Source organism: Micromonospora yongxingensis, from assembly GCF_052601155.1.
The window spans coordinates 104,508-118,958 of record NZ_JBQXEO010000018.1 but is presented as its reverse complement, the minus strand read 5'-3'; the positions used below and the strand labels follow the sequence as shown (position 1 = coordinate 118,958).

Below are 14,451 nucleotides of genomic sequence, written 5' to 3'. Positions count from 1 at the left end.
GACCTTCTGCCGGTAACGGACGCGGTCCTCCCGGGGGAAGGCGCCCTGCGAGACGTCCCTGCCCATGTGTCCTCCCGACGCCCGGCGCCGTCGGGATCCACGCCCATGATCTGGTACCGGACGTAGCCGGCCCCAGGTCGACACGGACACCAATCTGTCCTGGCCTCATTGCTGTTCCTGCTGTTGTCGCCCGGAGCTCGGGCCTAAAGTCGGCGAATAGGGAGCCGAGGTGCACGTCTCAACTCAGACCGGGTCCACGCACGCTTTGAGATCCCGCGTCGAATCGCCGCCCAGTACCCATGTCCCACTCCCGAGTGCTTGCCGTGCCGTCGCAGCCGACATGGACCTGCCGTTACTAGTGGCACCGAGTGGCGGGGCCCTAAAGGACGCCCGCAGACAGTGGGTCAGTTCTCGGACGGCATGAGGCAAGGGACATGTGGGAGGGTTGCCGCGCCGTGAAGTCACGCCGAGAGGACCATGTCGATGGACAGTATCCTGGCCCACCTCCTGTTGGGAGTATTTGCGGTCACGGCGATCTTCCTCGCTGTCATCCTCGGCGTCGCCCTGCTCGCCGGGACACCGCTTCGTCCGCGCACACCCAAGGCCATGGAGATCGGCGACAAAAGCGCAGGTAGCAGGCGTGGATGAGCCTTAAAGCCTGGCCTTATACCTACCTCTCGTGCGGCTCACGTCCGGATAGCGAGGGTGGGTGTCGAGGTGGTGTGTCCGCTGCTCGCAGCACCTGGTGATCGTGGAAGAGTCGCGGGCACGACACCTGGAAGCAGGAACGCAGCGACATGGGCGGCCGACGGCATGCCGACGGAACGAACCACACAGGACAGACGACGAATCAGACGGCGAGCTCAACCAGGCCAGCATAGGCAGCCCAGCAGCTCACGCGACCGCAGTTCGTCATCGCCCCGGCGACAGTCTGCCATTGTCCTGACCGGGTGCCGGACGTCCACGAGGAGCAGCCTGCCCGGTCAAAATCTGATCTGGACGCTCATTCGCTACGCAGGCCAGCCGAGCAGTCGAGCACCGAGCACGGCTGCTTGCAGGGTGAACCGTTGGGTGGGCTCGCCGGGGTGGTAGCCGGTGAGGTCGCGAATGCGGTCGAGGCGGTAGGTGATCGCGCGGACGGACAGATGCATCTGCCGAGCCGTCGCGGTGTGGTTGCCCTGGTTGTCGAAGAGCACGGACAGGGTCTCGAGGTACGGCTTGGCGCCGCCGCGGGCCGTGGTGAGCGGCCCGAGGACGGTGGTCACCAGGTCGGTGATGGCGTCGCGGTCGCGGAGGAGCACGGGGAAGACCAGCAGGTCGGCTGCGTTGAGTACGGGCGCGGTGAAGCCGAGTTTGGCGGCGTGGTCGAGGGTGTGGCGGGCCTCTTCGAGTGACGTGGCCAGGCCGTGTACGCCGGGTTGGGTGCGGCCGACGGCGATCTGCCAGTTGCCTGCGCCGAGTTCGGTGAGGAGCAGGTGGGCGAGTTCGGCGGCGATGCCGCGGAGGCCGCCGGCGCTGATGCAGACCGCGTCGCCGTCGCGGAGGGTGGTGAGGGTGTTGCCTTCGCCGAACCTGGCTGCGAGTGCGACATCGATGCGGTGTGTGATGGCGGGATTCAGGCTGGCTGCCCGGGCGATCAGGACGGTGTGGGTGGCCGACAGGCGGATGCCGTATCGGTGTGCGCGCTCGGCCAGGCCTCCCGGGTCGGCGCGGCCGGTGAGCAGGTCGTTGACGAACACGGCGCGTTCATTGTCGTGGCGGTCCAGCTCGGCGCGGTTCTGCCGGGTGTATCCGTCGACTGCGGCGGTGAGCAGGACACGGGCGGTGTCCAGCAGTGTTTCGGCGCGGGCGTGCACGGCGGTGGTGGTGTCGGCCTTCCCGACCGGGGTGGCGCTCCAGTGGGCGGTGGTGGCATTGAGCAGGCCGGCGACAAGGTCGCGCAGCTCCAGCCCGTCGTTGGCGGCGCGGGCGCCGAGGTTGACCGCTGCCTGAAGCCGGGCGCTGGCTGGGACATCCAGCAGTCGGTGACAGTCGGCAGTCAGCCAGATGTGGTCAGTCATGGGTTGTTCCTTGTCGGGGTGCTGGTGGCCGCCGGTGCATGGCGGCCACCAGGCTCGGCTTACACACCGATGTCGCGGCGGTTGAACAGGATCACCCCGGTGGTGGTGGTTGCGGCTCCGAGGAGCACAAGGGTGAGAAGCTCGACCGGGTGCCAGCCGGTGTGCAGCGGGTCCGTGCCGATGAAGTAGTGGAACGGTGACAGCCATCGCAGCCAGTGCCATCCGTCGAGCATCCCGCCGATGGCGTTGGCCATGTAGGTCGCCACAGCGAGGCCACCGGTGATCGCGAGAACGGCAGCCCGCTTCCCGGTAGCAGCGCCAACGAGGAAGGCGATGCCGGCGAAGCACCACACCAGCGCGACCAGGCCAGCGGACGCGGCAGCGACGTTGGACAGGGGAATGTCCATGCCGATCCGAGGAACGATGATCATCAACAGGATCCAGGGCACCGCGGCGATCGCGGTGAGCGCGCTGCCGGTCGCAGCCACACGTTGCCAGGCGAAAGCGGCTCGCGAGATCGGGTTGGCCAGCATCAACTCCATGCCACCGTCCTCCTCCGGCCGAGCGATCGTTCGGGCGGTCAGCGTGACGGCGCACATCAGGACGAGCAGTGGGCCGACCAGGCTGAAGATGGTCGCCTGCAGGTAGCCGGCAGCCGACAGCATGTCGGCGATGCCGAGAAAGTCCAGCATGCCCTGGGGCAGAGCGTCCTGCTTCAGCTCCGCGGCCCCCTGGAACTGGCTGTAGAACGAGGTGTAGATCCCGGTGAAAGCGGCGACGCCGACGGCCCAGCCGATCAACGACGAGCGGTCGTCACGCCAGGTCTTACGCACCAGCGCGGGAAGCATCGCCGGCTCCTTCCGCGTGGTAGTAGAACGACAGGAACGTCTCTTCCAGGTCGGGCTCGGCGGACAGCATGTCCACAACCTCATGCCGCGCTGCCGCCTTGATCAGCGGGTCGATGCGACCGTCGACGGTGCATTTCAGCACCGGTCCGGACACGACCACGTCGCTCACCCCGGGCAGGGCGCTGAACTCGGACGGGTCCACCGGGTCATCGAAGTGGATCTCGACGGCGCGGACTGCCCGCTTCCCGAGTGACTCGACCCGTTCGACCGCCGCCAGCTGGCCGTCGCGGACGATGGCGACCCGGTCGGCGGCCTGCTGCACCTCGGCCAGGACGTGGGAGGACATGAAGATGGTCTGACCGGCGTCGCTGGCGTCACGGACCATGGCCAGAAATTCCTGCTGCATGAGTGGATCCAGACCGCTGGTCGGCTCGTCCAGGATCAGCAGCGCCGGCTGGTGCATGAACGCCTGCACCAGGCCGACCTTCTGCTTGTTGCCTTTACTCATCGTGCGTACCGAGCGGGACAGGTCCAGGTCGAGCCGCTGCGCCAGTGCGGTCACCTGCGACCAGGCCAGGCCACCGCGTGCCTCAGCGAAGAAGCGCAGCAGGTCTTCCGCCCTGTCCCGACCGGGGAACATGAGCTCACCGGGCAGGTAGCCGATCTGACGATGCAGTGCAGCCTTGTCACGCCGAGGGTCGAGCCCGAGGACGCTCGCGCGTCCGCGAGTCGGGCGCAGGAAGTCCAGCAGCAGCCGGATGGTGGTGGTCTTCCCTGCACCGTTCGGTCCCAGGAACCCCATCACCTCGCCGGCACGAACCTCCAGGTCGAGGCCTTCGATGCCACGGCGCTGGCCGTAGAACTTGGTCAAGTCCTCCGCCAGCAGGGCGATGTCGCTTGTCATGTCCACATCGTCGCGAGCACCCCGGTCCGGCATCCAGGTCAACATCCGGCCGACATCCCGCTGATGCCGTTGCCGGGAATCGGCAAACCAGCAGCCTGTGCCCTCGAGTCGACCGCCGCCACAGACACGGCACAGGACACCGATGCCACTCCCCCAGTCCGAGACGGCGCCCGCGGCGTCCCGGAAACCCCAACCTCGACTCCGAGGACGAATCGCGCGCGGAATTTCACCGAGCAGCCCGGTTGTCGGGGACACGTCACCTCGTCACCCGCGCAGATCACGTCGCCGGTAAGCCGCCGCGCCGCCGGCCGTCAGGGCCGCTGCGAGGCCCGCCATCACGAGTGCACCCGGCCAATTGGCGGGGGCCAGCGGCACCGGGGCGAGATGAGCGAAGGGCGAAAGGTTCCCCACCCACGTCGGCGCGCTGGTGCTGTCCGCGGTTACCTCGAGCAGGAAACCGCCGGTAGCCGGTAGGCAACCGACGGCGGTGACAGCACTGGGCGCGACGCCGGTGGCGAGGACGGCGGCGCCGACGCTGAGCAGAATGATCGGCACGGTGTTCCACGTGCCCCGAAGGGCCGCGGTGAGTGCGAAATCGCCTCCGATGGCGGCGACGCCGGCCCAGGTGGCGATCGCGGCGATGGTGACGAGGACGAGCGCACCGCCGATCGTGGCAGTTGTCTCGGCTGCGAGCAGCCGGAGCCGGCTCAGCGGCTGGGCGGCCAGCAACGTCAGGCGCCGATCGGACTCCGCAGAGACGAACGCGCCCAGGCGTACCGCGGTGAAGGCGCCGACAGGGAGGGCGAGTAACGCGAAGATCGTGGCGGTGAAACCCGCGACCGTGTCGAGCCGGGTGAAACCCACCTGGGCGGCGGCGTCGACGAAGGCGGAGTTGTCAGCCAGAAAGTCCGTCACGGACGTGGTGGTCATGCCGATGAGCAGAAAGTACGCGGTGATGCCGGCGGCCCAGGCCGCCAGCGGAACCAGCATCCGGCGCACGGCGAACGCCTCCACCGTCGCCAGCAGCCACAGGCGAGCTGGCCGACCCGTGGCTGGCGCCACCAGACCAGCGCCAAGATCGCGGCGCCCGGCCGCCGCCAACGCGGCGCCGTACACGAGGACCGCCGCCGCGAGCAGGATCAGCAACGGCAGCGGACGGTTCCGTGCGTACGGTGCACTGAGTTCCAACAGGCCGAACGGTGACAGCCAGCGCAGCCAGGCCAGGGCGGTGAGACCGTCACCGACCATACGCGCCAGCAGGCCAGCGCCAAGCACGGCGATCGCAACGCCGGTCGCAGAGGCCCGGGCCGGGAAGATCTGCGCGGTCAGCGCGGCGACGGCGACGGCGAACAACCCGAGGACGGCCAAGCCCGCGCCGTGCACCACCGGGCCAGCCCGATCGGGCCCGGCGCCCCACAACACGGCGGTGACCACGAGGCCGGCAGCTACCGGCACGAGAGCGACGACGGCGACGTGCCGAACCACGACACCACGCAACGCGGTCCTGCCAGCCAGCAGCACATCCCACCGCCCGGCGTCCTCCTCCCCTCTCGTGATGCGAGTGGTAGCCAGCACCGACCACACGCCCAGGACAACGGCGACGACGGTCCCGACCCGCCACACGGTGAACCCGCCCGCTTCGCCGAGCGCGACCGGCTCACCGAACAGGGTACGAATAGCCGGGTTGCCCGCCAACGCATCGAGTCCTGCCACTGCGGCCGGGTCCGCCATCATGCTGTCGTAGCCGGCCAGAACGATGGCCGGCATTCCCGCCGCGAAGGCCAGGACGAGCAGGCCGCCGCGGCGAATCTGCCGGACAGCCAGACCGGTGACGCCAAACCCCGGCGCGGACCGCACGATGAGCGCCGCGCCGGTCATCGTGCCTTCTCCGCGCCGTAGTAGTTAAGGAAGATTTCCTCCAGGCCAGGTTCAAGCACGGTGAGCGCCGTGACGTCGGCCTCGGCGAGCACCTTGAGGACGGGTGCGGGCGGACCGGTCAGGGAGAACCGCAGCCGCCCGTCACCGACGGCCGCCACCGCGTCGACGCCCGGCACGGCAGACAGCGGCGGTGGGGTGCCGGTGAATGCGACGGTCACCTCGGCACGGTGCAGAGGCCGCAGCCGCGCCACGGACGCGACGTCGACGAGCTGACCGGCGCGCAGAATCCCCACCCGGTCGCAGACCGCCTCCACCTCGGCGAGCTGGTGAGAACTGAGAAAGACTGTCTGCCCACGGTCGCGCGCCTGCCTCACCACGGCCCGAAACTCGCGTTCCATCAGCGGATCCAGGCCGCTGGCCGGCTCGTCCAGCACCAGCAGCGGCGCGCGGGTGGCGAACGCCGCGACCAGCGCGACCTTCTGCCGATTGCCGCTCGAGTAGGTCCGAGCCGGCTTGGACGGGTCAAGCCGAAACCGCTCCACGAGCGCGTCCCGGTAGGCCAGATCTGTGCCCGGACCGATGCGCGCCAACAGATGCAGGATCTCCCCGCCGGTCAGTCGCGGCCACAACGCAACATCGGCGGGCACGTAGGCCAGTACCCGGTGCGCGCGGGCCACGTCCGCGGCGTCGATTCCGACGACGCTGGCATGCCCGGCGGTCGGCCGGATGTGACCGAGCAGCATCCGGATGGTCGTGGATTTGCCGGCGCCGTTCGGTCCGAGAAATCCGAACACCTCACCGGACGCTACGTCGAGGTTCAGGTCATCGACAGCCGTCAGACGACCATATCGTTTGGTTAGCCCGACGGTACGCAGCGCGGAGTCGCTCATCGAAGAAGCCCTCTCGGTCGACACGGATCATGACCGCCGACCAGACTTCCCGGCACACCTGTGGCTCACCGTACTCGGCCGCGACCTGTCGCGTCAGTAGCCGCAGGGTCGTGATTGACGGTCAGCACCCCGCGCCTTGAGCAAGTTTCGACCCGGCTCGCAGTCGCCTGGTGGCCCGATATCCACCAGCCGTGGGTCACGGCCCTGGTCGATGCAACGCTTTCTGGGCGGACTGCGAGGTAAGTTCCTTGGCTGAGCTGCCTACCGGATTCTCAGCTGCGCCTGGGGTGGCAAACGTCGGGTGATCTGCGAGGCCAGCTGCGGCGGTGCGCCGGCGAGCAGCCGTACCAGCCGGGCCCGACGCTCGATCGGTGGAGCGCTGAGCACAGGCTCCGGCCAGCATCTGAATGAATCCCCACGCTACGGCTAGATGGGCGTCACGGCCGGGTCGAGGCCGACGCGTTCGGCCACCATCGCCTGGAAGTGCGGGCATCGGGGGATGCAATCGTGATCGCAGGCGAGTGCGCAGTCGATCAGTTCCAGTGATGCCTGGGTCTGCGCGATGCGCTTTGCCAGCTCGGTTCGGTGCCGCCGCAAGGTTGCTGTGCGCTGCGTCGGACTGGGCGCGACGGACATCTGCCGGATGTTGTCCAGGGCAATCCCGGCCTCCTCCGCGCACAGCATGACCGCGATCTGGTGGAGGTGCTCCGCGCCGTAGCGGCGACGGCAGGCCACCGCGCGCGACGGTGACAACAGCCGTACAGACTCCCAGTGCCGCAACACATGCGGGGCGAGATCGAAGCGGCGGGCGATCTCGCCGATGCTCATCGAGCCAGGATTGACGGTTGACTTCACGTCACATTAAGTAGCACCGTATTGCGGATTATTGTGTCCCCTTCTCACCCTAGGCCCTGTAATCCCTCACCCGCTGCCGCCTTGGGCCAACGTCACTGCTTGGCCGGCGGTCCGAATGTCACCGGATCGCAGTCCGACCTGCTGCACGAAGATGGCCCGTCGAACCACGGCATCGCCCTTGATGTTGAGTAGGTAGCCCTCGAGCCAAAGCAACCCGTAAACGTCCGCCAGTCGAGCACCCGGATTACCCGGAAGAAGATCGGGTTGATGAACTGCACGCTGGCCGCCCGGGTCACGTAGAGAACATCACCGGAGCGGGGGTGCGGTCACCGCACCCACCCGAGGAACCGGCGATGGAGAAGCCCGGCCGGCGCCCAGCCCATGTCCTGGCTCGCGGCCACCAGGCACGACCCCATGTACAGAGCTAGGGATATCGGCGCTTCTTCGAACTCGGCTTGCAACTCCTGCCTCCGAGTACGGCACGGCCAAGGGGCACCACACCCGCCGCAACTCCATATAGGCAGAACAGGCCCGTGGGCGGTCATTCCGCCTCCCCTGGCCAATGCCGACGGCTGACGGGGATGCGGTGTCTCGAGCGGCACGGCAGCTCGCCGCCGCAGCGACAAATCCTCTGGGCTCTCCTCCAAGACCACACCGGCCGATGCCGGCGCGCCAGGGTCAGGGCGACTGCAATGACGTACTGCTCGTAGGAAACCTGCCTGCCCATCGTGACCCTCCTCGCGTGAGGGGCATGGCAGCCGGGCCACGCTGGGTCATCCGACCACCACACCCAGCAAACACCCTGCCATGCATCACGCCGATCCGCAATATGCGGAATGCGGTGATGCGTTCTGCGTGTCTGCGAGCGGAAGTCGGGTCTTCCGCATGGCAAGATGGCGGGGTGTCTCAACGCCAAAGCCCAACCGTCAGGCGCCGACGACTGGCGCTGACCCTGCGGCAGCTCCGCGAGAGGGCTGGCATCACCTCGGCTGAAGCAGCCAGGCGAGTGGATCACGACGCGAGCTGGCTCAGCCGTATCGAGACGGCAGAAGTACGCCCCCATCCCAATGACGTGCGGGCGCTACTGGCGCTATATGGGGTGGAAGGCAACCAGGCGGAAGCCGTTATTGCGGTAGCGCGCCAGGCTAAGCAGCGCGGTTGGTGGCAGCGGTACAGCGACGTCTTGCCGGACTGGTTCGCCGCGTACGTCGGGATGGAGTCCGAGGCGTCGGTGATCCGCACCTACGAATGCCAGATGGTGCCTGGCCTCCTACAGACCGCGGAGTACGCGCGGGCCGCGTTCCAGGGTGCGCCAATTCCCATGCGGGACGACGAGGTAGAGCGCCAAATCGCGCTGCGGATGGAGAGGCAGGCCATTCTGTCAGGAGACGATCCGCCGCTGCTGCGTGTGGTCATCGACGAGGGAGCAGCTCGGCGGGTGGTCGGCGGGCCCGAGGTGCTGCACAGGCAACTCAGCCGCTTGATCGAGGACTCAACCAAGAGCAACGTCCAGATCCAGCTCCTTCCCTACTCCGCCGGAGTTGGCTTCGACGGGAGCTTCGTAATCCTCGACTTCCCGCCGTTGCCCGAGCCCTACCCCGACGCCGCCGAGGAGCGGATGGTCTACGTCGACACGCTGACCGGCGCGCTGTACCTAGACCGGCCGTCCGAAATCGCCGCATACGCCGCAGCACATGAGCAACTCCAAGCCCAGGCACTGGCACCCAAGCCCACGCGAGATACGCTGCGTGCGATTGCTGCCGAGCTAATTACGTAGGAGGCCACGAGCCATGGACCTGTCTCGCGCTGTCTGGCGCAAGAGCACGAGGTCCGGTTCAAGCGGTAACTGCGTCGAAGTGGCCACGCCACCCCAGGTCGTCATGGTCCGCGACAGCAAGCAGCCACAGGGACCCATGCTCTGCTTCTTCCACGACGATTGGGTCGCCTTCATCCAGAGCATCAAGGCCGGTAGCTCCCAAGCGTAGAGCGATTCCGCGCGGGCACAGGCTCGTCCTTCGCCTCGATGACGTAGCTAGTCCGAGGCAGCACCGCACATCGCTGAAGTGGTTTACACCTCGCTCGACCTGGAACGTCGGACCGTCGGCCTCGTCTCGCGTGTTCAGTTCGCTATCGAACTGCCGACGGGCGAGGGCGAGGTGGTCCTCGCCGGCCTTTTCCCGCCGCTGCACGGTCTCGGCCGAGTCCTTGGCGCTATTGGCCTGACTCTTGGCGCTCGCCGCCTGCCAGACCGCAACCCCGGCGGTCACGACCGCGACCCCCGTCGGTCCCCAGGTCGACGAGTCGTTGGCCATCGTCCGCCCTCACGCCCGCCTCTACGGTCGAGCAGGCTACGCGACCCTGCCGAGGTTGCCGACCCCGCTCCACCGGCAGCCCAGCGTTGAACGGCAGCGGCAGTGTCGGCCCCGGCCGATACCCTCGGAAGACGGCGCATGCACCTCTGCCGATTCCGATGGCTGAGCACCGCCTTGGGGGACCGACTAGTGACCCAACCTGTCTGGGAACAACTCGACCCGCTCGCCTACAACGACGGGGTGTTCTACGTGCCCGCCATGGTCGAGTTGCAGCCACGGCTGCCCGCCTGGGGGCACCCCGACGAGCCCGATCTGCGTGACCGCCTGGTCAGCGATCGCCCCCACGGCATCGGCGGTGCAAAGCTGCTCTGCCTGCTTTGCATGCGCCATCAGGCCCAGAGAGGACTCCCTCAGGCGCCGGTCTGGCTGACCTTCGTTGAGGGGCGGCACGGCCCCATGTTCCGGCACGAGGACGGGCGCTCGCCGCACCCGGAGCACCAGCCGGAGACCGACACGCACAAGGCGCTCAAGGAGCGCAAGGCCCGCACATGGGCGTCCGTCGGCGGCACCGTCGAGATCGAGGTGTGGCGGCCACGCGCCCGCCGCCGCCCGGATGTCGTGGCCGTCGGCCCAGTCCTGACCGTGGCAGGCGAGATCCAGCACTCCAAGGAGACCCCGCGGACCATCCGTGCCCGACAACGGGCGCTTCACAAGGCTGGCGACCGCGTGGTGTGGACCACCGACCGCGGCGCCGACGACATCACCTTCCTGCACCCGGTGCCGCACCTGTCGGTGCCCGCTCTCAGCGACCATCGCCTGTACCTGACCGAGCCCCGGCTAGAGATCGGCGCGGGTGCCATCACGTTCGAGACGCAGAGGTGCGGGTGGGCGGACCTCTGGACCGGAACGAGCCGCTGCCCGGTCACCCGCAAGGCCGTACCGTGTGGCCGCTTACACCTCTACCCGACGTTCAATCCCCGCAGCTACAGCCGCCAGAAGGCCGCCACAACCGCTGTATTCCCGTGCGGTCCGCGCCCTCACCTGGACCACCTGCTGGAGGGCATCCTGCACGGGTCCTGGCTGCCGTACCGGCATCGCGACCGGGTCACCTGGATCCCGGCCGGCGACCACAACGAGGTCATCGTCGAACGGGGCGGAACTGTGGAGCTGGCCGAGAACGGCAGCGCCCCACGCCGTGACCGGACGACTGAACGAGCCTGCGAGCGCCGATACGGAACGGGCATCGCCCAGGGCGCCGCGCCCGAGGTGGAGAACCTGCCCCTGTGCTGCGGCGAGAAGCCGCCCGGGCGGGCCGGTCAACCGCTGATCCTCGCCTGTCAGCTCTGCCGGAACTCGCCGACCTACTACCGGCGCGACGAACTTAACGCGTAGGGGCTGGCAGCAATCTGTGACCGGTGATCATGGGCCCGTCTGGTATGCCGACCGCTACCCTGCAGCCGGCAGGGTCAGGCGGTAGTCGAACGAGTCGCCGTTGCCGCGCTGGGCGATCAGGCCGCGACGGGTCAGTTCGTACGCGGCGTCCATGAGCACCAGTTTTACAGGTAGCCGGACGGCACGCCAGCTGGGCTGGACGCAATCCAAGGTTTCGAAGGTAGAGACTGGCAAGCAGATGCCCACCGATGAGGACCTGGATGGCTGGATAGATCCCTGCCAGGCGTCTGATGTCGCAAGCGCCACGCTCAAAGACGCTTCTCGTCGAGCTCAGGGTCTGCACCAGGAGTGGAAGCAGGCAAGTCTGACTCGGCCAGTCCGGATCAGCTACCTCTGCGTGATCAACAGATGACGTGAACGAGATCTTCATGTTTGACTGTGTGTATGCAGGCGGGGGAAGCGCGGCTGTCGATCGATTGTGGTGACGCCGCGAAGGATCGGATCGAGGCGAGCCTCCTACCCACTCGCATAAGATCGCGCCACCCACCCTTCTTGGATTCCGCCTCGATTCCCTTAACCATCCATCGAATACCTGGCCCCGTAAACGAGCTTCAGCCGTCTCGCCGAAACAGTGACGGCGCGGGTGGGCTGGGATGCTCGGAGATTGGGTAAGACTGGTCTATGCGTATCCCAGCCAGGTGTGGGCGGGATCCGTTGGTCGAGTTCGAGGCGCTTCTTTAGGCAACGGGGCGCTGGCGCAACGACCCTGCCCACCTGGCCGATCGGTCGAAGCGGCGAGAGGGGCGTGAAACACGCGCCCTCTCGCCGCTCCTTTCACGTCGCGCGCCTACCGTCGGCCAATTTGCTCAGACGCTCGCTGGTGGATCGATGCGCTTGGCTCTGCTTCGATGCCGATGCCAGAGAAAGTTGGCGAACTGCGCTCCCAGGACGATCATCATCGCGCCGGCCAGAATTCGCGAGAGTAGATTTTCGTGACTGAGGAAAAACGCCAGCGCAATTAGGAAGTACACCACCAGAAACGCAGGATGGTGAGCTGACTTCCTGCGAGGCGCCTGCTCTCCGATCGGATTTTCGTTACTCATACGACAAGATCACCTGCATCCTGAGTACATTCCGCGGGAAGCCCAGCGGCTCACTTTTCGGGCACCTCTGCAGTATTTCGCGCCACCGGCGCGCTTGGTGTCCCCCCAGGCACCCCGGAATCCCCGCCAATCATTCTTGAAATCGTGGTAGCCCATCCAAGATGCACCACCAGATACACCGTATTGAAAGCGCTCTTTCCAGCTCATCCTTTTGATCGGCCGCCAGGTCGCCTTGAAGCCGCTCTTTTTGATGGACTTGTAGGTCTTCCAGCTAGAACGGAGCCCACGGTAGCCGGCTCGCGCTGAGCTGATCGGCGCGACCATTGCCACTTCGTCGGCCTTTGTCCCGGTCCCCCTGCAACGCTCTCCGGCCGCCCGCTTCTATCCGAGGAGCGCGGCGGCGGGGCGCCGTCAGGAGCCGTTCATCGCGCGCACCCACGCGCGTTCGCCGACGTGTCCCTCGACGCAGAACGCGACGCTCGACCGCGCTGGGTCCCCGCATGTCACCAGCCACTGCCCGTTGACGGCGAGCAGCCGTTGGGACCGCGCTGGCGGTGGCGCCTCTGTGACCTCGACCGACCACAAGTCTCCCTTGCGGCGCAGCGTCCGCCATCCGTCGGCGCCGCCGATGACCCGGTAGAGCCTGCCGACTGCATCCGGCAGGTGGGCTGATTCGGCTACTAGACGGTCAAGGGGCTCGTCCGACTCGGTGCGCAGGTACCGCTGTCCCGCCTCAGCGGATAGGTTGGCCTGAAACGCCGCCTGCTGCGGTCCAACCAACACAATCGCCCGGCCGGTGCAATCCGCTGATGGGTTGTCTGGGCAGCCGACCCCCACGAGCGTCTGATTAGGTGCCTGCGCGGTGGCCGCTTCGCCGGCCCACTGTTCGGCCAAGTGCTTCCACCGATGTGCGGGCAGCGCGCCCTCGTTTGCTGGAAGCTCCTCCCACCAGCCGGCGCAGACCCGGGCCAGGGCTGCGGCGATCCCTGGATCGGTGAGCCGAAGTGCAGGCCGCAGCTCGCCGTCTCGCTCTGCCCCGCCGAACAGACCTGCTCCGATGGCGGCCACTGGCCCGTCCGCCGTCGTGGTGATGATCATGTCGGCGACCCATTCCGTCCGCGCCCGGTTGAACTGCACCTTGCCCGGCAGCGAGTCGTCGGCTCGGATCGCGGTGACCCGTCGCTGGATGCTGTCGACTGCCGCTTCGTCGTCGCATGACCAGAGCACGTCGCAATGCACACCGCGGCGGCGCAGCGCGATCGCCGCGTCTTTCGTGGCGACCGCCGTTGGCTCGTCCAGGTTGCCGGCGACGATCAGCACGCTACCCTCGGCCCGCGCTAGGAGCTCCTCCGCCAGAGCCCGACCGTGGTCGCCCCTCAGTGTCAGGTCGGCGCACGTGACGGACGCCTGGGCGTACGGCACAGCCCAATGCGCGACGGTCGGGACGTCGTCGTGCACGGCCTCCGTCGAATCCTGCATAACTCGCTGCAGCTCGGACTGGAACGCCGGGTCGGCCTCAAACTCCTCGCGCCGCTCGCGGGCCTCATGGCAGATCATCTGGGCGAGGTGCTGCCACTGGTAGGGCAGGCCAAGCACTTTGCCGCTGTCTAGGTCCACCCGCACCGGCAGGTAGTGCAGGTCCTGGCTAACGCGAGCCGCCGAATCGATCCACCGCACCCACTCCTGATGTTGGTCGGAGCGGGGCAGCAGCCGTTCAGCCTCGCCGCCGTTGATCTTGGTACGAATCACGCGCGGCTGCAGCGCCTCCTTGTGCACCGCCCGGTTGGCGGTCCGGCGCAGAGCATTCACGGTGATCAGCGGCAGGTCTGAGGCGCGTGTCATCTGGCCGGTCAGCCGCTCCCGCACGATCTTTGCGTGCGCGGTACGCACTCGCAGATTGCTCGGCCGCCGCCCGGACGCGACCGTCGCACGTCCCTGCTCGGTCACCAGGTAGTAAATCTCGGAGCCGCGCTGCTCCATCACGACCCACCCCTCCTGGATTAGCGTCACTAGTCCCTCGGTCAGGAGCCGGATATGGACCTTGAAAATGTCCCCGAGTTCGCGTGAGGTGCGGCCTCCCGTGTCTGTCGACTCGTTGATCGCCTTGAGCAGCAGCTCCTCGAACTTGCTGTACGGACGGCCGTAGGCGAGCTGGTAGGTGACCACGTACATATTCAGCGGCACCAGGGTCCGGACCATGGTCATGATG

General features: G+C 67.3%; 13 protein-coding genes and 1 pseudogene. 5 read left to right on the top strand and 9 right to left on the bottom strand.

Going from position 1 to position 14,451, the window contains the following annotated elements; all coding sequences use genetic code 11:
* The first annotated feature begins 483 nt into the window (after positions 1 to 483).
* Complete coding sequence (locus tag ACTWLT_RS21545) at positions 484 to 648, top strand: hypothetical protein (protein ID WP_445319938.1); 165 nt, start codon at positions 484 to 486, stop codon at positions 646 to 648.
* A gap of 362 nt (positions 649 to 1,010) precedes the next feature.
* Here ACTWLT_RS21545 and ACTWLT_RS21540 read toward each other — a convergent pair whose 3' ends face one another.
* The 7 genes and pseudogenes from ACTWLT_RS21540 to ACTWLT_RS21510 form a co-directional block, all read right to left on the bottom strand.
* Positions 1,011 to 2,060, bottom strand: coding sequence for a PucR family transcriptional regulator (locus ACTWLT_RS21540; RefSeq protein ID WP_445319937.1), 1,050 nt, complete (start codon positions 2,058 to 2,060; stop codon positions 1,011 to 1,013).
* A 59-nt stretch (positions 2,061 to 2,119) separates the two neighbouring features.
* Positions 2,120 to 2,908: an efflux permease Rv1217c-related protein gene (locus ACTWLT_RS21535; RefSeq protein WP_445319936.1), complete on the bottom strand. Its 789-nt coding sequence runs from the start codon at positions 2,906 to 2,908 to the stop codon at positions 2,120 to 2,122.
* Positions 2,886 to 3,812 carry an ABC transporter ATP-binding protein gene (locus ACTWLT_RS21530; RefSeq protein WP_445319935.1) on the bottom strand — a complete coding sequence of 309 codons (927 nt, stop codon included), beginning with the start codon at positions 3,810 to 3,812 and terminating at the stop codon, positions 2,886 to 2,888. The genes ACTWLT_RS21535 and ACTWLT_RS21530 overlap by 23 nt, the downstream gene beginning before the upstream one ends.
* A gap of 264 nt (positions 3,813 to 4,076) precedes the next feature.
* Positions 4,077 to 5,690 (bottom strand): efflux permease Rv1217c-related protein, encoded by a 1,614-nt coding sequence (locus ACTWLT_RS21525; protein ID WP_445319934.1) that lies wholly within the window; start codon positions 5,688 to 5,690, stop codon positions 4,077 to 4,079.
* Entirely contained in the window at positions 5,687 to 6,580 is an 894-nt protein-coding gene (locus tag ACTWLT_RS21520) for an ABC transporter ATP-binding protein (protein ID WP_445319933.1), read from the bottom strand. Before ACTWLT_RS21520 ends, ACTWLT_RS21525 begins: the two co-directional genes overlap by 4 nt.
* A 426-nt stretch (positions 6,581 to 7,006) precedes the next feature.
* A complete protein-coding gene (locus tag ACTWLT_RS21515; protein ID WP_445319932.1) occupies positions 7,007 to 7,408 on the bottom strand; it encodes a helix-turn-helix domain-containing protein in 402 nt (133 codons plus the stop codon).
* 93 nt (positions 7,409 to 7,501) lie between these two features.
* Positions 7,502 to 7,731, bottom strand: a pseudogene (locus ACTWLT_RS21510) (hypothetical protein).
* A gap of 605 nt (positions 7,732 to 8,336) precedes the next feature.
* Between ACTWLT_RS21510 and ACTWLT_RS21505 the strand changes: the two are divergent.
* The 4 genes from ACTWLT_RS21505 to ACTWLT_RS21490 all read left to right on the top strand — a co-directional run bounded on the left by ACTWLT_RS21505 (position 8,337) and on the right by ACTWLT_RS21490 (position 11,551).
* Positions 8,337 to 9,212 (top strand): helix-turn-helix domain-containing protein, encoded by an 876-nt coding sequence (locus ACTWLT_RS21505; protein ID WP_445319931.1) that lies wholly within the window; start codon positions 8,337 to 8,339, stop codon positions 9,210 to 9,212.
* Between the two features lie 13 nt (positions 9,213 to 9,225).
* Positions 9,226 to 9,420: a DUF397 domain-containing protein gene (locus ACTWLT_RS21500; RefSeq protein WP_445319930.1), complete on the top strand. Its 195-nt coding sequence runs from the start codon at positions 9,226 to 9,228 to the stop codon at positions 9,418 to 9,420.
* Positions 9,421 to 9,936: 516 nt separating this feature from the next.
* The gene (locus ACTWLT_RS21495) at positions 9,937 to 11,139 is read left to right on the top strand and encodes a competence protein CoiA family protein (protein ID WP_445319929.1); all 1,203 of its coding nucleotides are present in this window, start codon (positions 9,937 to 9,939) and stop codon (positions 11,137 to 11,139) included.
* Positions 11,140 to 11,290: 151 nt separating this feature from the next.
* Positions 11,291 to 11,551, top strand: a complete 261-nt coding sequence (locus tag ACTWLT_RS21490; protein WP_445319928.1) for a helix-turn-helix domain-containing protein — start codon at positions 11,291 to 11,293, stop codon at positions 11,549 to 11,551.
* Between the two features lie 454 nt (positions 11,552 to 12,005).
* On the opposite strand, the gene ACTWLT_RS21485 is transcribed toward ACTWLT_RS21490, so the two are convergent.
* Positions 12,006 to 12,242 (bottom strand): hypothetical protein, encoded by a 237-nt coding sequence (locus tag ACTWLT_RS21485; protein WP_445319927.1) that lies wholly within the window; start codon positions 12,240 to 12,242, stop codon positions 12,006 to 12,008.
* 411 nt (positions 12,243 to 12,653) lie between these two features.
* The gene (locus tag ACTWLT_RS21480; RefSeq protein ID WP_445319926.1) at positions 12,654 to 14,447 is read right to left on the bottom strand and encodes a hypothetical protein; all 1,794 of its coding nucleotides are present in this window, start codon (positions 14,445 to 14,447) and stop codon (positions 12,654 to 12,656) included.
* Between the last annotated feature and the right edge of the window lie 4 nt (positions 14,448 to 14,451).